Genomic DNA, 17,069 nt, shown 5'->3' on the forward strand with positions numbered 1-17,069 from the left:
CACCTCCTAGGGCAATTGCACGGCCAGCGTCAGCGACAGGCCATGTTTGATTTCGAAGGCACGGATGCGGCCGATGAGATCCTCGGTCAGCCGCTGGCCGACCGACAGCAGCAGAACACCCTCCGGCGACACAAAATCCTGTGTCAGCGTATGGCCGGGGCGCAGCTCCGCGGTGGGCAGGCGCAGCGCCGCAACGGTCGGCTTGGGGGGCGCAGCCGCGAACAGTCCCGCGAAGGCATCGACCACACCCGGGTCGAACCGGCTGCCACGCCCGGCGATCACCGCGCGGCGCGCTTCCAGCGGGCTCAGGACCTGACCGTCGATGCGGCCGCTGCACAGGTCCTCAAAGGTGTCGGCCACCGCCAGGATGCGGGCGCCAATTGGGATCGCGGTGCCGCGCAGGCCATCGGGAAAGCCTTGTCCATCCCAGCGCTCGTGGTGGGCGCGAATCAGCGGTGCGACGCCCTGCATGTCGTCGCTGGCCAGCAAGGCCTGTTCTCCGAGAACAGGATGCAGCTGGTAGCGCCGCAGTTCATCCCGGTCGAGCCGCCCCACCGGTCGCGACAGCACGGTGTCGCTCAGACCGATATGGCCGATGTCGTGCAACAGCGCGGCAATCGCCAGATTGTGTGCGGTCTCGGCATCCAGCGCCATCGCGCGCGCAATGCGCCGCGCCAGGTCGGCGACTTGTCGCGCATGTCCAACCTGGGCGCTGCCACGCAGCTCGATCAGCGCAGTGAAGGCCTTGATGGACGTGAGGTAGTTGCGCTTGACTTTGTCGTTGGCGGTGGCCAGCTCACCGGTGCGTACGGCGACGCGGGCCTCCAGCCCTTCGTTCAGCGCCTTGAGCTCTTCGTTTTGCTGTTGCGTCAGCCGCTCCAGTGCCTGCTTGTCGGCGTCCAGTTGCTGGATCTGTGCGACCTGGCTCATTGTCAGCACCAGTTCGTCGTCGTTCCAGGGTTTGGTGATGTAGCGGTGCAACCAACCGCGGTTGATGGCGGCGATGGTCGAGCCCAGATCGGCCTGGCCTGTCAGCAGCAGCCGTGCGACATGCGGCCACCCCAGGCGGACCTGTTCGAGCAGCTGCACGCCGTCCATGCCAGGCATCCGCATGTCCGACAGTACGGCGTTGACGGGCTCAAGGGCGAGCAAGGCCAGCGCCTCTTGCGCACTCCCGGCCGTCAGGATGCGCCAGCCCGTCGCGCGGAACAGCCGCCGCAGCGCGGCCAGGATGTTGGGCTCGTCGTCGACGGCAAGCACCGTCCAGGTCGGGGTGGCGACGCTCATTCCGCACCTCCTTCACTGCCCGGGCGCCGCACCGGCAGCGTGACGCGAAAGCACGAGCCGCGGCCCGGTTCGCTGCGCACGTCGATGCGGCCATGGTGCTTTTGCACGATGCCGTAGGCCAGCGACAGGCCCAGGCCGGTGCCGCGGCCCACCGGCTTGGTGGTGAAGAAGGGGTCGAAGACACGCGCCAGGTGATCGGGGGCGATGCCGCAGCCGTTGTCCTCGACCTCGACCCATACCTCGTCCCCGGCGTCGCCGCTGCGTACGACGATGAGACCGCGTTCCGGGCCGAACGCATGGGCTGCATTCACGAGCAGATTCAGAAACACCTGGTTCAACTCCGACGGCAGGCATTCGATGTCGGGCAAGGCGCCATACTCGCGGCGGACATCGGCACGGTACTTGATTTCGTTGGCAACGATGTTCAGCGTCGAGTCGATGCCCTGGTGCAGTGAGGCCCACACCCACTCCTGGTGGGTATCGACACGCGAGAAGTCCTTCAGGTCCTGGACGATCTTGCGCACGCGCGACAGGCCTTCTTTCGACTCGCCCATCAGCATGGGGATGTCCTGCTTCAGATAGTCGAGTTCGACCCGCTCACGCAAGGCCGCAAGCCGCGTTGCGATGGCGCTGCTGGCCAGCGCCGATTCGGCCTGCTCATAGGCTTCGAGCATCTCGAACAGGCGCTGCAGATAGGCTTCGAGCGTGCCGAAGTTCGAGAATACGTAGCCGATCGGGTTGTTGATTTCGTGTGCCACGCCGGCGGCGAGCTGCCCGATCGACGCCAGTCGTTCGGACTGCAGCAACTGGTTCTGCGCGCTGCGCAGGCTTTCGTTCAGAGAACGCAGCTCCTGGTTGGCGCGCTGCAACGCGATGAGTTCGGAATCAGACATGGTTTTCCTTCAGTGAAACAGCGCCTGGCAGACGGTTTCGAACTGCGCTTCGGCGTGCGCAAACACCCGCATGCACGCCGCGTCGTCCAGACCACAGGCGGTCCAGACCGGCAGCGCCAACGCCGGCACCGCCTCGTCGGCATCGCCGGCCAGACCAAGGGCGTGAGCGATGGCATCGCCCACATGCGCGATGCCCGTCAGCGTGAGCTCTTCGGCGGCGGGCGGTACGTGATGTTGGCTGATGGCATCGACGATGGCGGGCGCGAAATTCCATTGCCGCGCGATCAGCCCGCCGATCTCGGCGTGATCGATACCGAGCACGGCGTGCTCGGCATCACCAACGGTGCAATCCCTGTCATGCCGCCATCGCTCGACTTCGGCATAGGCCGGCGCAAACGCGTTGGCCAGCGCCAGCCGGCCGATGTCGTGCAGCAGCCCGACCGTGAACGCGACATCCGCGTCGTCGCGCCGCAGTTCACAGGCCAGCGCCTGCGCACACAATGCACTGCCGAGCGAGTGGCGCCAGAAAGTGGTCTGGTCGAAGCCGGGATGGTGCCGGAAGCTGCCGGCAAGGCCCGCGGCAGTGACCGCGCCGCGTACCGTGCGCAGGCCCAGCAGGGTGATTGCCTCGGGCACCGAGCGAACCTGCCGGCCGCGACCGTAGAACGACGAGTTGGCCAGCCGCAGTATCTTGGCGGCCAGCGCCTGGTCGCGCGAAATCTTCGCTGCGTACTGCGTGGCGCTGAGTTCCTCGTAGCCGAGCGACTCGACCAGTTCGAGCACCACCGAAGGCAGCGGGGGAAGATCGCGCAGCGCGGCGAGCAGATCGTCCCGCGAGATCGGCTGGATAGGCGTGCTCATTGCTTGAACTCCTGGCGGTAGCGCTGCACGAGGTGCAGCAGCGGATGCACGCGCCCGTCACGCAGGCTGTGGCGAAACAGGTGCGTTGGCACCACCGGTGGTGTGTCGGGGGTCGCTGCGAGGGTCATTTCAAGGCTCCTGCTTGCGGCAACAGCACCAACAGGCGGCCGCGCGCATTGCCAGTCAAATTCCGGCTCATGGCCCACCAGCGGCGGCCGGCCAGTGTGACCAGGATGGATTCACCGTCCAGAGCCCGCAGCAGGTTGGGTGGCAGGTACTCGATCGCAGCCCCACCGAGAAACCCCTCACGCAGCCTGCACAGCGCCAGGGCCGGCGCATTGGCGAATACCAGCAGGCCTTCGTCGTCGACGCCCACCGCAGGCACCGGCAAGGCGTCCAGCAGTTCCTGCGCTGCCTCCCGGCTGCCGACCTCGCGCTGGTTCTGCTCGCACTGTGCACTCAGCATCGTCTGCAGCCGCTGGTTCAGCTCGGCCAGGTCTCGGTTGGCGGTCTGTACCTCCCGGTCGAGACGGCGGTTCTGGTCGGCCATCTCTTTCAACGTGAAGGCCTCTCGCAGGTGGGCACGCAGCTCTGCGTCGTCCCAGGGCTTGGCGAGAAACTTGTAGATCGCCCCCTCGTTGATGGCGTCGGTGATCGACTGCAGCTCGGTGTAGCCCGACAGCACCAGCCGTATCGTCTCCGGGTACAGCTGCCTGGCCCGGCGCAGCAGCTCAACGCCGGTCATGCCAGGCATGCGCTGGTCGGACAGGATCACGTCGATCTCGTGCCGCGCCATCAGCTGCAGCGCCTGCTCGGCACTGGTTGCGCTGAGAACCAGCCAGCCTTCGGCGCGCAGCATCCGACGCAGCGCCGCAAGAACGTTCTCTTCGTCGTCGACCAGCAGCAAGGTGCGCTGCCGCGAACGTCGGCCAAAAAGTGCCGTGTCGATCTGCCGTCCATCGCGCAGCATGGCTTCGACCGCTGCAGCCGGCAGTGCAGCGCTGAACCAATAGCCCTGCATCTGGTCGCATTGATTGGCCGCAAGCAGGGCCGCCTGGCCTTCACTTTCGACACCTTCGGCGAGCACCTTCATCTGCAGCTGGTGGGCCATCGTGATGATGGCGCGCGTGATCGATACATCTTCTGCGGGAGCGGTGACGTCTGGCACCAGCGAGCGGTCGATCTTGACCACATCGACGGGCAGCCGGCGCAGGTAGCTCAGGCTCGAGTAGCCGGTGCCGAAGTCGTCGAGCGAGACCTCGACACCCAGCGCGCGCAGCGCCTGCAGGTGTTGCACCGCCTGATCGAAGTTGTTGATCAGTATGCTCTCGGTGACCTCGACGCCGAACAGCCGCGGGTCCAGGCCGCTTGCAGCGAGCAAGCCTTCGATGCGCCGCGCCAGGTCCGGCTGCACCAGTTGGCGCGCCGACAGATTGGCCGCCATGCGCAGCGGTGGCAGCCCGGCACGCTGCCAGGCCGCAGCCTGCTCGATGGCGCGGCGCAGCACCCAGTCGCCGATGGCGACGATCAATCCGGTCTCTTCGGCGATCGGGATGAAGCGATCCGGCGCGATATGGCCCATTGTGGGGTGCTGCCAGCGCAGCAAGGCCTCGACGCCGACGATGCGGCCTTGCACCAGGTCGACCTGCGGCTGGTAGTGCAGTTCAAGCTGCTCGTCGCGCAGCGCCTGGCGCAGCGCGGTCTCCAGCGCCAGCCGTTGGGGGTCGTCGTCCTGCGGCGCGCCGGCATACACGCTGATCTGGTTGCGGCCCAACAACCTGGCCTGGTGCAGCGCTGCATTGGCGCGTCGCAACAGGGTCTCGGCGCTGTCGCCATCGGCAGGTGCCGCTGCGATGCCGATGCTGCAGGTCAGGTGGATCTCCTGCCCCTCGATCGTCATCGGTCGCGCAATACCGTCGAGCAGCGCTTGCGCCGTGAGCAAGGCCTCTGCCGAAGTGCCCACCAGCACGATCACGAACTCATCACCGCCGCGGCGCGCCACCAGATCGACGCTGCGCACACCAGCGACGATGCGCTGTGCCACTTCGCGCAGCGCCGCGTCGCCGATGTGCAGGCCAAGACCGTCGTTGATGCGCTTGAAGCGGTCGAGCTCCAGCACCAGCACGGCTGTCTGGGCGCCGGCCTGCAGGGTCGCGCCCAGGCGCTCGGAGAGCAGTTGGCGGTTTGGCAAACCGGTCAGTTCATCGAACAGCAGCAGTTGCCGGATACGTCGTTCGGCGGCACGGCGTTCGCGCAGGTCGTCGATGCACACATGGCCGAAGGACGTGTCACCGCTCGTCACCAGGCTGGCGGAGACATCGACCGGAATCTCATAGCCCTCATGGTGGCGCAAGCGGGTCTCGAACCGCAAGGAGCCACATTCGCACAGTTCACGCCAGCGCTGAGGCCACTGCGCCTCGTCGACCTGGGGGGCGATGTCTGGCACCCGCAGCCGCAGCAGCTCAGCACGCTCCAGGCCCAGCAGCCGGCAAGCGGCCGCGTTGGCATCGTGAAAGGCACCGTCGGGCCCGATCTGAAGCAGCGCGTCGTTGGCCTGTTCAACGGCATGGCGGGTCAGCAGCAACTGGTGCTGCGCCTGCTCGCGCTCGCTTACGTCGCGCGCAGAGGGGATCAGCCAGACCACCCGACCCTCCAGGTCGTAGAGCGGCAGCAGCGAGAAGTCCATGGACAAGGTGTCGCCGCTGCTCGTGACCACCCGTATGTCAAAGCGCGAGGTCTCGCCGCGCAATGCGCTGGCCAGCGCCTGCTGCAGCCTCTGCCGCGATACCTCGCAGCCTTGCCACCACGGGGTGGTGTCGAATCGCTGGCCGAGCACTTGCTCGGGCGCACTGCCTATGGCCCGCAATGCCGCTTGGTTGGCATAGCGCAGCACGCCATCGACGTCGAGCAGCCCGGCGAAGATGGACGGGCCCAACCGATCCATCACCTCGTGCAGCGTCATCTGCGGGCCCGCTGGCGAGGGGCTTGCCGCCAGGAGAGCCAGCGCGGCATCGTGGTGCGGTGCACCTGGGAGGGATTGCTCTTTTGACATGCAGCCAGTTTGTCAGGCAAGCCCCGCCTGCGGCATGTGCAGTTGCTGGCCTGGACGACCGGATCAGATCGACAGTCGCTAGGCGGCAGCGTCGCGCGGAGCGTCGTCAATCAGCCTTGCCAGCGTACGCATGGCGCGCTCCAGCGTCTCGCTCCAGGGCTGCCCGCAGGTCAACCGGATATGGTGCTGAAACTCCGCTTGCGCCGAGAACATCGGCCCCGGGGCCAGGCTGATCTGCTGTGCCAGTGCGGCCGCGTGCAGGGCCATTGCATCCACCCCGGTGGGCAACTCGACCCACACAAAGTATCCGCCAGCCGGCCGTACGACCCGGGTTCCGTCTGGAAAGGACCGGGTCACGGCGTCGAATACGCTGTCGCGCTGCGCCTGCAGCGATAGGCGCAGGCTTCGCAGGTGGCGGTCATAACCACCTTCCTGGAGGTATGCTGCCAGCGCCGCCTGCACCGGAATGGACCCAGACAGGCTCGTCGTCAGCTTCAGCTTCTCGACTTCGCGCGTGAACCTGCCAGGCGTGGCCCAGCCGACGCGGTAACCCGGAGCCAGGCACTTGGAGAACGACGAGCAGTGCAGCACCAGTCCACGGCGGTCGAAGGCCTTGGCCGGCAGCGGCGCCACCTTGCCTTCGTAGAGCTCCGAGTAGACGTCGTCCTCGATCAACGGCACATCGTGCCGGGCAAGCAGATCGACGAGGTCACGCTTCTTCGCTTCTGGCATCAGGCTGCCCAGAGGGTTCTGGAAGGTCGTCATCAGCCAGCAGGCTTTCGGGCGGTGGAGTTCGATCACCTGCGCCAGACGACCGAGATCAATGCCCTCGCGCACGTGGGTCGGCACTTCGATGGCGCGCAGGCCCAGACGCTGCAGCGCCTGCAGCGCCACGTAGAACGTCGGGGACTCGACCACCACCGCGTCGCCTGGCCGCGCAACCGCGTTGAGGCACAGATTGAGTGCCTCCATCGCGCCATGGGTGAGCACGATCTCGTCGGTGGCCACAGCAAAGCCCTGGCGCAGATAGCGTTTTGCAATCTCGCGCTTGAGCTGCAGATTGCCCGGTGGCAGGTCTTCGACCATGCGCCAAGGGTCGACCCGCCGCATGCTGGAGATGAGCGCTCGGCGCAGCTGATCGAGCGGAAACAGGGTCGGGCTCAGGAACGCAGAACCCAACGGCACGATATTGCGCATCCGCGCAGTGCCCAGGCACGCGAAGATCAGGTCATTGATCTCGACAGGCTGCGATCCGGATTGCGGCTGCGACGTTGTTGGCTCCGGCAGCAACGTGCCGCTGGCGCGGGCGGCGACAAAGTAGCCCGACCGTGGTGCTGCCCGGACCAGGCCACGGGATTCGAGCAGGTAATAGGCCTGGAACACCGTACTCGGGCTCAAGCCGCGGCTGGAACAGGTCTGGCGCACGGAAGGCAGGCGGTCTCCCGGACGGAGAACTCCACGATCAATCTGCTGCTCGAGTTCTCGGGCCAGAAGTTCGTACCTGGTGGACGCAGCGTTCGGGCGATTGGGCATGGTGTTGGCACCGCGCCTCGGTCGACTGCCGGCTGGGGGTATGGCGTTCTTGCAGTTTAGGCCTTCTGCAGAGCGATGCAAGCGTCGGGACAGTACCGCGTGACCCGTAACGGCCTGATGAAGGTGGGCGGCCAAGTCCAAGTCGAGGCCACGGTATGTTCATTGGACGGCTTAAACCGAACGTGCCATGGGGCTGGACGAATGGCTGTGCAGTCCCCTTGGCGCAGCGACCCCAATGTCCAGATAGTTCTGAGATGCCCGGAACAAGTCTCTGAATAGCTGCAACCGCTGCAACGCGGCTACATAAGTTAGCGGCGAAAAGTCGGCTTTGGGCCCAAAGCTGCAGTTCGCTCTTGCCCCAGAGCAACCATGAAGAGAGCCGTCGTAGATAGCGCAAAACCGCGTGATTTCACACCCCGGCATCGGCTTGAGAGCGGGATAAGATTGCCCTGGAGAAGCATCGCTGCCAACAGCACGAATGCCAACGGCGATAGCTCAGGCTCGCCCGCAAAGGAACAGGGCTCAAGCGCAAGGATTGAGTTGCTGGCGCCCACATATGCAGCGAATTTGGCGAAAGTTTCCACTTCAGGAGAATTTATGAAGCAAGTCTTTGCCACTTTTGCGCTGTGCATGCCTGTTCTTGCTCAGTCGGGCGAACTTTCGATTTCCTGCATTGGGGCTGAAACGAATTCTTGCCCGGTAGCTGTCGATGTGACACTGGATCGAGAGCGGCTTATTGCTAAATTTTCCCAGAAAGATTCCAGCGGCAATCATGCCATCGGCATACTTGGTTGGTGTGGTGACGCAATCAGCGGCCGCGGTCGATGGGATTCCGATGGGGGATGCGGGACCACGGGAAAATTTCGGGTTCTCAATGGCGAACTGACCAAACAGCAACTGGCAGACGGCACGATGCAGTTCGAGATTCACACAATCATGGCTATGTGCAGCAGCTCAAACTCTGAACGGTGCTCGGTAGTTCCCAGACCTGCTCTCCGTCAACCAACCCAGTAGCCGAAGGCATCCCCGATACCCAAGCACGTGTCTCTTGAGTTCTGGGCGGCACGGATGTTCACGCCAACGCAGCCATCCGACTGCGCGCGAAGTCTCTGGATGAGGGCTGCTGGCCGATGGCTGCCATCGTATCAGCGGCAGTCACGGGCCCAAAGCTGACTTCGCTTCAGCTAGCCTTGGGCCCGCTGTGCAGCGTCTGAAGTCAGTCGCCGGCTTCGCTTGTGCTCGCGCTGAATGCGGCGAAGCGACTGTTGGGTGCTTCGACTTTCCCGGCCCGAGTGGCGCTGGAGAAGGTACTGCTGCCATATCGTTTCGCGACCCCACTGGTACCGCGCAACCGACCGCTTCTCAGCAACTTAGACTGACGGTTTCGACCCGCAGCGGTCGGTGGCAGCCAAAGAAAAGCAGTCGCCCAACGTTGATTGCAGTCATTCAGGTTCGACGGGCTGAGCAACTGCTTCGATCATGACTTGCCCCTAACGACTCGTCAGTGGCTTATGGTACAAGCCTGCCCAAAACCCCTGCCATACTTGATCTGGTGCGGTTGATTTTCCTGTCCGTTGGCTTCACCTGACCCCCTTTCTGCGACAGCCCTGCATGCCTACCACCCTCACGCCGTCCGCAAAACTACTGCAACTGCTGCCCGAGGCGGTGGTGCAGACCGATGCGCTGTGGGAGATCACTTACCTGAATCCGGCGTGGACAACGCTCACCGGCCATCCGGTGGACGCAGCGCTCGGCAGGTCTCTGCTTGAATTTGTGCATCCCGGCGACATCGGCACCATGCGCTCGGGCATGCCGGTGTTCCGGCTGCGATTTGCCGACGCGGACTATCGCTGGGTGCGTCTGGAACTCCACCCGGAGACGGATGCGGCGCAGCGGGTGATCAGCCGCCAGGGTGTCCTGATCGAGATCACCGAGGTCACCGAGCAAGTGCTGGTGGAGATTCGCCAGCGCTTTTTGCGCTTACTGGAAACCATTGATGGCGTAGTTTGGGAAGCTGAAATCGGCGTGGGCAATACTTTCCTGAGCCCGCAGGTCGAACGGTTGTTCGGTTACTCCGTGGAGGAGTGGCGGGCTGACCCGGGCTTTTGGCGGGCGCATGTGCATCCCGATGATCTAGCGCAGGCCCTGCTTATCGATGATGCCGCCTACAACGCGACGCACAGCTATGCCTACGAGATGAGTTATCGGCTGATTGCAAAATCCGGCAAGGTCGTGTGGGTGCGCGATCTGTGCCGTGCAGTGGTCGAGCCGGGGCGGCCGAACCGCATGATCGGCCTGATGATCGACGTCACCCAGCAGAAGAACACCGAACTTGAGTTGTTGCGCTCCGAAAACCGCTATTCGCTGGCGACCCTCGGATCCAATGACGGCATCTGGTACTGGGACTTGCGAACTGACGCCCTGCATGTGTCCGGGCGCTTTCACCAGATCGTTGGGCTGGGTAGCGGCGATCATGTACACGACGGTGGCTGGAGCTTTCTGGAGCAACTCATCGATCCCGAAGATCGCGTGCGCGTGCAGGCGGCCTACCGCAGGCATCTGGCGGGGAACAGCCCGAACTTTTCGGTGGATTTCCGCGCGTTCCACGCGGCTGGACGGCTGGTGTGGGTCAATTGGCGCGGGCTCGCCGAGTTTGAAGACGGCGTTGCGGTGCGCATGGCGGGCTCGTTGAGCGATCTGGCTGACCGTGGCAGTTCCTACGATGCGCTGACCAGCTTGCCCGGCCGGCCGTTGTTCCGTGATCGCCTCGCGAATCTCATGGCGCTGCACCAGAACGAGGCTGCGAATGGTGATGGCGTGCCAACACGCGATGGAACCACCATGTTCGCCGTGCTGCTGCTGGATCTCAACGGGTTCAAAGCCGTCAATGACAAATACGGGCATCATGTGGGCGACCGGCTGTTGCAGCAGGTGGCGCGGCGGCTCGAATCCTGTGTGCGGGCGGTTGATCTGGTCGCCCGCATGAGTGGCGACGAATTCAATGTGCTGTTGGAGTCCATTGATCCCGCTGAAGCCAGCAACCGCGCCCAAGAGATCGCCGCCGCCCTCGCAGCGCCTTATGTGGTCGGCGAACACACCGTGATCAGTGGCGCGAGTATTGGACTTGTCAGCAGTGCATCCAGGCTGGCGACGGTGGACGACTACCTGCGCGCCGCAGACACCGCAATGTACCAGGCCAAAAGCCAGTCATCGGGCGTGTGCGTGTTTCAATAAAAGGTGTCAGAGACGTCGCAACGATTGGACGCCGCCATCACCGAATGGCTCAGTTCCGCCTGAAGCGGCCGTCGACTTTTCACTCCCTAAATGGCAGCTCTTGGCCGATACCGGAAGTCTAGGGCCTGTTAACCCTAATTTCGGGATCGCGTTGCCCGGCCTGGGGGCTGGATGCAAGGCGCCCGTGCGCAGCAAGGTGTGCACCTTATCAGACTTGGCCCGGCACCACCCCGCCCCCCAGCACCCGGTACACCACTGCCAGCGCATTCAATTGAGCCAGCCGGTTCTCCTGCACCGCCAGCTCGGCCGCACGCCTGCGTTCCTGCGCGTCCAGCCAGGTGCGCAGGCCGGTTGATCCTGCGCGGTAGCGCACCTCGTACAGGCGCTCGGCCTCGCGGGCGGCGGTTAGTTGCAGGGCCAGTTGCTCGCCCTGGCGCAGCAACTGGGTGCGGGCCGACAAGGCGTTTTCCACGTCGGCGAACGCGGTGTACAGGGTTTGGCGGAAGTTGGTGACGGCCTCTTCGTACTGGGCGGCGGCGAGTTGGCCCGAGAGCTTCATCTCCTGCGCGCGCAAAAAGGGCAGGGTGAGGCCTGCGCCCAGGGTGGCCACGGGGTTGGAGAGCAGGCGAAGCAGTGAGCCGCTCGACGTGCCGAGCTCGCCCGTGAGGCTGAGCGCGGGGTAGTAGCTGGCGCGGGTGGCGTCGCCGGTGGCCAGCACGTTGCGCAGGCGGGCTTCGGCAGCGCGCAGGTCGGGGCGGCGCGCCAGCAGCGCGGCGGGGGCACCGGCGTCCACAGGGGGCAGTGCGGCTTCGGGCAGGCGCTCGGGCTCGGCAGGCAGCACCTGGGCCAGCGTGGCGGCACCGGGCGGCGCGTTCATGAGCACGGCGATGGCGTTGCGGGTCTCCACGCGCTGCTGCTCGAGCTGGGCCAGGGTGGCGCGCTGGCTGGCGACGGTCTGCTCGGCCTCGCGCAGCTCCAGGGCCGATACGGAGCCCGCGTCGTACTGCGCGCGCACCAGTTGCTGCGTGCGCAGGGCATAGGCCAGGCTGTCGTTGCTGCTGGCCGTGCGCTGGTTCAGATTGGCCAGTTGCCAGTACAGGCCCGCCGCGGTGCCGGCCAGGGCCTGGGCGGCGGCCTCGCGGTCTTCAGCGGTGGCGCGGGCCGTCCACTCGGCCGCATCGCGCGTGCTGGCCACGCGGCCCCACAGGTCCACCTCGTAGCTGGCCGACAGCGATGCGCCGCTGCTGCGCGCGGTGGGGTTGCCGTCACCGCCTTCGAGCCGGCGCGATGCGCTGCTGGACAGGCGGCCCGCCACGGTGGGCGCCAGCGCCGTGGCCGCGATGCCGGCCTGCAGCTGCGCCTGGCGCACGCGCAGCGCGGCGGCGGCCAGGTCGTTGTTGCGGGCCAGGGCGGTCTCGACCACCTGGGTGAGCGCGGAGTCGCCGAACTGGCGCCACCACTGCTCGGGGATCTGGGCGGTGGCCGCCGTTGCGGCCTGTTGCTGCTCCCACGCGGCAGGCACGGTGGCATCGGGTGGCTGGTAGGCGGTGCGTGTGCTGGCGCAGCCGGCCAGCAGCAGGGCCAGCGCCAGCAGAGTGAAGGATGGGTGCTTGGCGGTCACGTGAAATCGGTCCTTCATGTTCATCAGTCGCGGGCGAGCGCGTCAATCGGGTTCAGCCGCGCCGCGCTGCGCGCCGGCAAAAAGCCGAAGACCACGCCGATCAGCGTGGAGCAGGCGAACGCCCACACCATGGAGCTGGTGGAAAAGGCCAGCGGCACCACCGGCGCCAGGCTGGTGACCAGCGCGCCCAGGCCGAGTGCGATGGCGATGCCCAGGGCGCCGCCCAGCAGGCACACCAGCACTGCCTCGATGAGGAACTGCTGCTGTATGTCGCCCTGGCGCGCGCCCACGGCCATGCGCACGCCGATCTCGCGGGTGCGCTCGGTGACGGAGACGAGCATGATGTTCATCACCCCGATGCCGCCCACCATGAGCGAGATGACGGCGATGGCGGCGACCAGCAGGGTGAGGGTCTGCGTGGTGGTCTCGATGGTCTGGCGGATGCTGTCGGTGTTGAGGACGTAGAAGTCCTCACGGCCGTGGCGTGATTTGAGCAGCTGGTTGATGCCTTGCTCGGCCGCTGCCATGGGTGCGGTGTCGGCCACGCGCACCGTGATGCTGCGCAGGTAGTTCTGCCCCACGATGCGGCCCATGGCCGTGGTGTAGGGCACCCACACGTTCAGCGCCTCGCTGTTGCCGAAGGCGTTCTCGCTCTTGGCGGCCACGCCGATCACGCGCACGGGCACGCTGCCCAGCAGCACCACCTCGCCCACGGGGTTGGCCACGTTGGGGAAGAGCTTGGCGCGGGTGTTGTCGTCGATCACCGCGACCTGCTGGCGCTCCTGTACGGCAGTGGCGTCGAACACCGTGCCCTGTGCGAGCTTGACCGCCTTGACGCGGAAGTACTGCGCGCCCACGCCGTTGACGGTGCCGGTGAGCTCCACGTTGCGCCAGCGCAAGCGCGCCACGGCGTTGAGGTTGGGCGTGACGCTGTCCACATACGGCTGGGCGGCCAGGGCGTCGGCATCGGCCGGCACCAGGGTGCGCACGGCGGCCGAGCGCACGTCGCCGAAGCCCGAGCCCGAGAACACTTCGATGGTGTTGGTGCCGATGGCGCTGATGTCGGCCAGCACTTTTTTCTGCGTACCCGCGCCCAGCGCCACCACCGACACCACCGAGGCGATGCCGATGACGATGCCCAGCATGGTGAGGAAGGTGCGCAGCCGGTGCGCGTTCATGGCCAGCAAAGCCATGTGGAAGGCCTCGCGGAAGCGGTCGCCAAAGGCCGACATGCGCGCGAAGAGCCCCGTGGGCGCGCGGCTGGCGGGGCGGGGCGCTGCCGTGGTGGCGCCGGCCGCGCCTTCGCGCCGCGTGTCGCCCACGATGGCGCCGTCGCGGATCTCGATCACGCGCTGGGCGTGCGCGGCCACGCCCATGTCGTGCGTGACGATGATGACGGTGTGGCCCTCGGCATGCAGCTCTTCAAGGATCTTCATCACCTCGGCGCCGGAATGCGTGTCCAGCGCGCCGGTGGGCTCGTCGGCCAGGATCACGCGGCCGCCATTCATCAGCGCGCGGGCAATGGACACGCGCTGCTGCTGCCCGCCCGAGAGTTTGCCCGGCGTGTGGTGCATGCGTTCATCCAGCCCCAGGCGCGCAAGCAGCGCGGCCGAGCGCTCGTGCCGCTGCGTGCGCGTGCGCCCGGCGTACACGGCAGGCACCTCCACATTGCCCTGGGCCGTGAGGTCCGACAGCAGGTGGTAGCGCTGGAAGATGAAGCCGAAGTGCTCGCGCCGCAGTTCGGCCAGTTCGTCGGGCGAGAGCTGCCCGGTCTCGCGCCCCTCCACGCGGTAGCTGCCGCGCGTGGGCGAGTCCAGGCAGCCCAGGATGTTCATCAGCGTGGACTTGCCCGAGCCCGACTGCCCGACGATGGCCACCATCTCGCCGGCGTGGATGGAGAGGTTCACATCCTTGAGCACGGCCAGCACCTGGTCGCCGGCCGGGAACTCGCGGGTCACGCCGCGGATGTCGAGCAGGGGTGTGGTGGCCTGGCCCAGGTTCGGGTCGCGTGGTGCCATCGGTGCGCCCCCGCTCACTGCCGTGGCGGGCCGCCGCGCATGCGGCCCGGGTTGGTGGCCGATGGGGCCGTGGCGGCGTCGCCCAGCACCACCTTCTCACCGGCGGCCAGGCCCTCGGTGATCTGGGCGTTGACGTTGTTGTTGAGCCCCACCTTCACCTGCCGCGGCGCGGCGTTGCCGGCGGCATCGACCACGCGCACGGGGTAGGTGCCATCGGCATTGCGCGCGCCCAGCGCGGCCGAGGGGATGGTGACCACGCCCTTGGCCTCGGCCCGCACGATGTAGACCTGGGCCGTCATGGAGATGCGCAGCTTGCCCTCGGGGTTGGGCGCGTCGAACAAACCGTTGTAGTAGATGGCGGTGGCCGTGGCGTTGCTGGTGGCGGCGGCACTGGAGAGGGACGACTCGGTGGCGATGGAGTCGGGCGCGGGCTCCACCGCGCGCAGCGTGGCCTGGTAGCGCTGGTCGGGCTCGCCCAGGATGGTGAAGTACACCTTCTGCCCGGGCTTGACGCGGGTCACGTCGGCCTCGGAGATCTGGGCCTTCACGGTCATGGTGTCCACCTTGGCCAGCTTGATGATGGTGGGCGCGGCCTGGTTGGCGTTGACGGTCTGCCCCTCCTGCGCGACCAGGGCCACCACCTGGCCGTCGATGGGCGCGACGATGCGCGTGTAGCCCAGGTTCACCTTGGCCGTGTCGGCGGCGATGGCGGCCTGCTGCATCTGCGCCTTCAGGGCGTCGATGTCGGCCAGCGTGGTGCGGTAGGTGGCCTCGGCCGCCTCCAGGTCGGCCTGGGGGCCGGCGTCGGCCGCACGCAGTTGCTGCTGGCGCTTGTAAGCCAGCTCCACCTGCGACAGCGAGGCCTGGCGCGCGCGCAGGTTGGCCTGCGCCGTGGCCAGCGCGGCTTCGGAATTGCGCACCGTGTTCTGCTGCGTCATGGAGTCGATCTCGGCCACCAGTTGGCCGGCCTTGACGTTGTCGCCCAGCGCGACTTTCAGCGACTTGATCTGCCCCGACACCTGCGCGCCCACGCTCACCTGCTTGAAGGCCTGCAGCGTGCCGCTGGCCAGGACCGTGTCCTCCAGGTCACCGGTGGCGGCCGTGGCGGTGATGAAGTTGTTGGCCGGCTTGGCAGGGAAGAGCTGCCACTTCACGAGGGCAGCTGCAGCGGCCAGCGCCAGGACGGCAAGGCCGATGCGCAGGGGTGTTTTCTTGGAAAGGGGCATGGTCGGTCAATCAGTCGGTCAATCAGTCAGTCAGATGGTCCGTGGAAGAGGGGTCAGCGCGTGCTGCGCTTGCGGGGTGTGGTGGCGTAGGTTGTGGCGGCGGCAGGCGGTGCATCGCCAAAGTGCCGGGGCGCCACCGGGTCGCAGAACGGCAGGTTGCTTACCGCGCGGATGGAGCGCGCCATCTGCGCGGCCACCTGCTCGGTGGTGAAAGCCTGGCCGTCGCGCACCGCGGCGCGGCTGATGGTCTCGTCCACCGTGCGCACTGCGCCCATCACGGCGGCAGCGCACAGGCGCACTTCGAAATCATGGTGCGAGAGGCCCAGCCGGTCGCCGATGAGGGCCGCCATCTCTTCCTCGCCATCATGGTACGAATGCAGCCAGATGGAGCGCAGGTCGGGCTCGTCGGGCAGCGCGGCAATCAGGCGCACCACCAGCAGCATATCGGCGATCTCCTCGCCAGTGTGCCTGTCCAGCGCGAACTGGTCGGCCAGGTGGGCCTCCAGCGGCAGTTGGTGCGGCCAGCAGCGCAGCTCGCGCGCAAAGCGCTGCCAGGTCTGCGCGAACAGGGGCGCCACACAGCTCTCCTTGTTGCGGAAGTAGCGCCACACGGTGCGCTCCGAAATGCCGGCCGCGGCGGCAATGTCACTGCCGCTGGTGGCGGCCACGCCCTGGTCGGCAAACAGGCGCGCGGCTGCCCGGGCGACGGCGAGGCGGGATGTCTCGGATCTGGAGTTTGTCATTTGCTGCCATTTTAATGGCAGCGAATGACATATCCAAAGCAAGGCCATGCAAGCCGAGGGGTGGTGGAGGCGCGAAAGGGGGATGGCCCGCCTGCCGTGCCAACCCCCCCGGGCCGTCAGTCGGCCCCGGGCTTGTCCAGCAGCGTGCCGTTGATGGCCACGTCAGCAGCTCCTTGACCGAGTCGCGCAGCAGAACGAAGTCCACGAACTCGGAGACCCTGGCGGGGTCTTTTTCGCGCACGGCGTTGGACAGGGAGTGGAGCGCCCAGTAGGGCGAGGCATAGAGCGTGGCGCCGGCTGCTATGGCGATGGCTGCTGCTGCGAGGGGCAGGGGCTTTTCTTGTTTTTTGGTGGTGCCGAGACTGTCGTTGGGGTCATGGTTTTCGTCCCTCTCTCTGTGGTTGGTTGTTGTTGGTTCCTGGCTTCAACGTGTGATGGGGTTTGGGGTTTACTGTTTTTTTTATAGTGCTTGCACCGGCCCCGTTGAGTGTCGGGCTCGTTTCAGCGGCATGCCTTTGCTGAGTGCGGAGGCCGGGATGTGCGCCCGGCGGCGCAGTAACTTTCTCTTGGGCCGCCAAGAGAAAGTCACCAAAGAGAAGGC

Annotated in this window: 14 protein-coding genes; 1 reads left to right on the forward strand and 13 read right to left on the reverse strand. The window is 66.2% G+C overall.

Going from position 1 to position 17,069, the window contains the following annotated elements:
* Positions 1-6: 6 nt before the first annotated feature.
* The 7 genes from nosR to AC07X5_RS31320 form a co-directional block, all read right to left on the reverse strand.
* Complete coding sequence (nosR, locus tag AC07X5_RS31290) at positions 7-1,287, reverse strand: response regulator c-di-GMP phosphodiesterase, NosR family (RefSeq protein ID WP_494773333.1); 1,281 nt, start codon at positions 1,285-1,287, stop codon at positions 7-9.
* Positions 1,284-2,180, reverse strand: coding sequence for an ATP-binding protein (locus AC07X5_RS31295; protein WP_494773334.1), 897 nt, complete (start codon positions 2,178-2,180; stop codon positions 1,284-1,286). The genes nosR and AC07X5_RS31295 overlap by 4 nt, the downstream gene beginning before the upstream one ends.
* A gap of 9 nt (positions 2,181-2,189) precedes the next feature.
* Entirely contained in the window at positions 2,190-3,041 is an 852-nt protein-coding gene (locus tag AC07X5_RS31300; protein WP_494773335.1) for an HDOD domain-containing protein, read from the reverse strand.
* Positions 3,038-3,169 carry a hypothetical protein gene (locus tag AC07X5_RS31305; protein WP_322592617.1) on the reverse strand — a complete coding sequence of 44 codons (132 nt, stop codon included), beginning with the start codon at positions 3,167-3,169 and terminating at the stop codon, positions 3,038-3,040. The genes AC07X5_RS31300 and AC07X5_RS31305 overlap by 4 nt, the downstream gene beginning before the upstream one ends.
* The gene (locus AC07X5_RS31310; RefSeq protein ID WP_494773336.1) at positions 3,166-6,003 is read right to left on the reverse strand and encodes an EAL domain-containing protein; all 2,838 of its coding nucleotides are present in this window, start codon (positions 6,001-6,003) and stop codon (positions 3,166-3,168) included. The genes AC07X5_RS31305 and AC07X5_RS31310 overlap by 4 nt, the downstream gene beginning before the upstream one ends.
* 168 nt (positions 6,004-6,171) lie before the next feature.
* The gene (locus AC07X5_RS31315; RefSeq protein WP_494773337.1) at positions 6,172-7,626 is read right to left on the reverse strand and encodes an aminotransferase-like domain-containing protein; all 1,455 of its coding nucleotides are present in this window, start codon (positions 7,624-7,626) and stop codon (positions 6,172-6,174) included.
* Positions 7,627-8,211: 585 nt separating this feature from the next.
* The gene (locus AC07X5_RS31320) at positions 8,212-8,556 is read right to left on the reverse strand and encodes a hypothetical protein (RefSeq protein WP_494773338.1); all 345 of its coding nucleotides are present in this window, start codon (positions 8,554-8,556) and stop codon (positions 8,212-8,214) included.
* A gap of 681 nt (positions 8,557-9,237) precedes the next feature.
* Here AC07X5_RS31320 and AC07X5_RS31325 point away from each other — a divergent pair.
* Complete coding sequence (locus AC07X5_RS31325; RefSeq protein WP_494773339.1) at positions 9,238-10,860, forward strand: PAS domain-containing protein; 1,623 nt, start codon at positions 9,238-9,240, stop codon at positions 10,858-10,860.
* Between the two features lie 208 nt (positions 10,861-11,068).
* On the opposite strand, the gene AC07X5_RS31330 is transcribed toward AC07X5_RS31325, so the two are convergent.
* The 6 genes from AC07X5_RS31330 to AC07X5_RS31355 all read right to left on the reverse strand — a co-directional run.
* Positions 11,069-12,499, reverse strand: coding sequence for an efflux transporter outer membrane subunit (locus AC07X5_RS31330; protein WP_494773340.1), 1,431 nt, complete (start codon positions 12,497-12,499; stop codon positions 11,069-11,071).
* A 5-nt stretch (positions 12,500-12,504) separates the two neighbouring features.
* On the reverse strand, positions 12,505-14,499 hold the full coding sequence (locus tag AC07X5_RS31335; RefSeq protein WP_494773341.1) for a MacB family efflux pump subunit: 1,995 nt from the start codon (positions 14,497-14,499) through the stop codon (positions 12,505-12,507).
* A 14-nt stretch (positions 14,500-14,513) separates the two neighbouring features.
* On the reverse strand, positions 14,514-15,725 hold the full coding sequence (locus AC07X5_RS31340; RefSeq protein WP_494773342.1) for an efflux RND transporter periplasmic adaptor subunit: 1,212 nt from the start codon (positions 15,723-15,725) through the stop codon (positions 14,514-14,516).
* A gap of 53 nt (positions 15,726-15,778) precedes the next feature.
* Positions 15,779-16,468 (reverse strand): TetR/AcrR family transcriptional regulator, encoded by a 690-nt coding sequence (locus AC07X5_RS31345; RefSeq protein ID WP_494773343.1) that lies wholly within the window; start codon positions 16,466-16,468, stop codon positions 15,779-15,781.
* Positions 16,371-16,799 (reverse strand): DUF2939 domain-containing protein, encoded by a 429-nt coding sequence (locus AC07X5_RS31350; protein ID WP_494773345.1) that lies wholly within the window; start codon positions 16,797-16,799, stop codon positions 16,371-16,373. The genes AC07X5_RS31345 and AC07X5_RS31350 overlap by 98 nt, the downstream gene beginning before the upstream one ends.
* A gap of 43 nt (positions 16,800-16,842) precedes the next feature.
* Positions 16,843-17,069: hypothetical protein (locus AC07X5_RS31355; protein WP_494773344.1), on the reverse strand; the 227-nt coding region annotated here is incomplete at its 5' end.

The sequence above is a fragment of the Acidovorax sp. GW458-11-26-14-TSB4 genome, assembly GCF_059423865.1.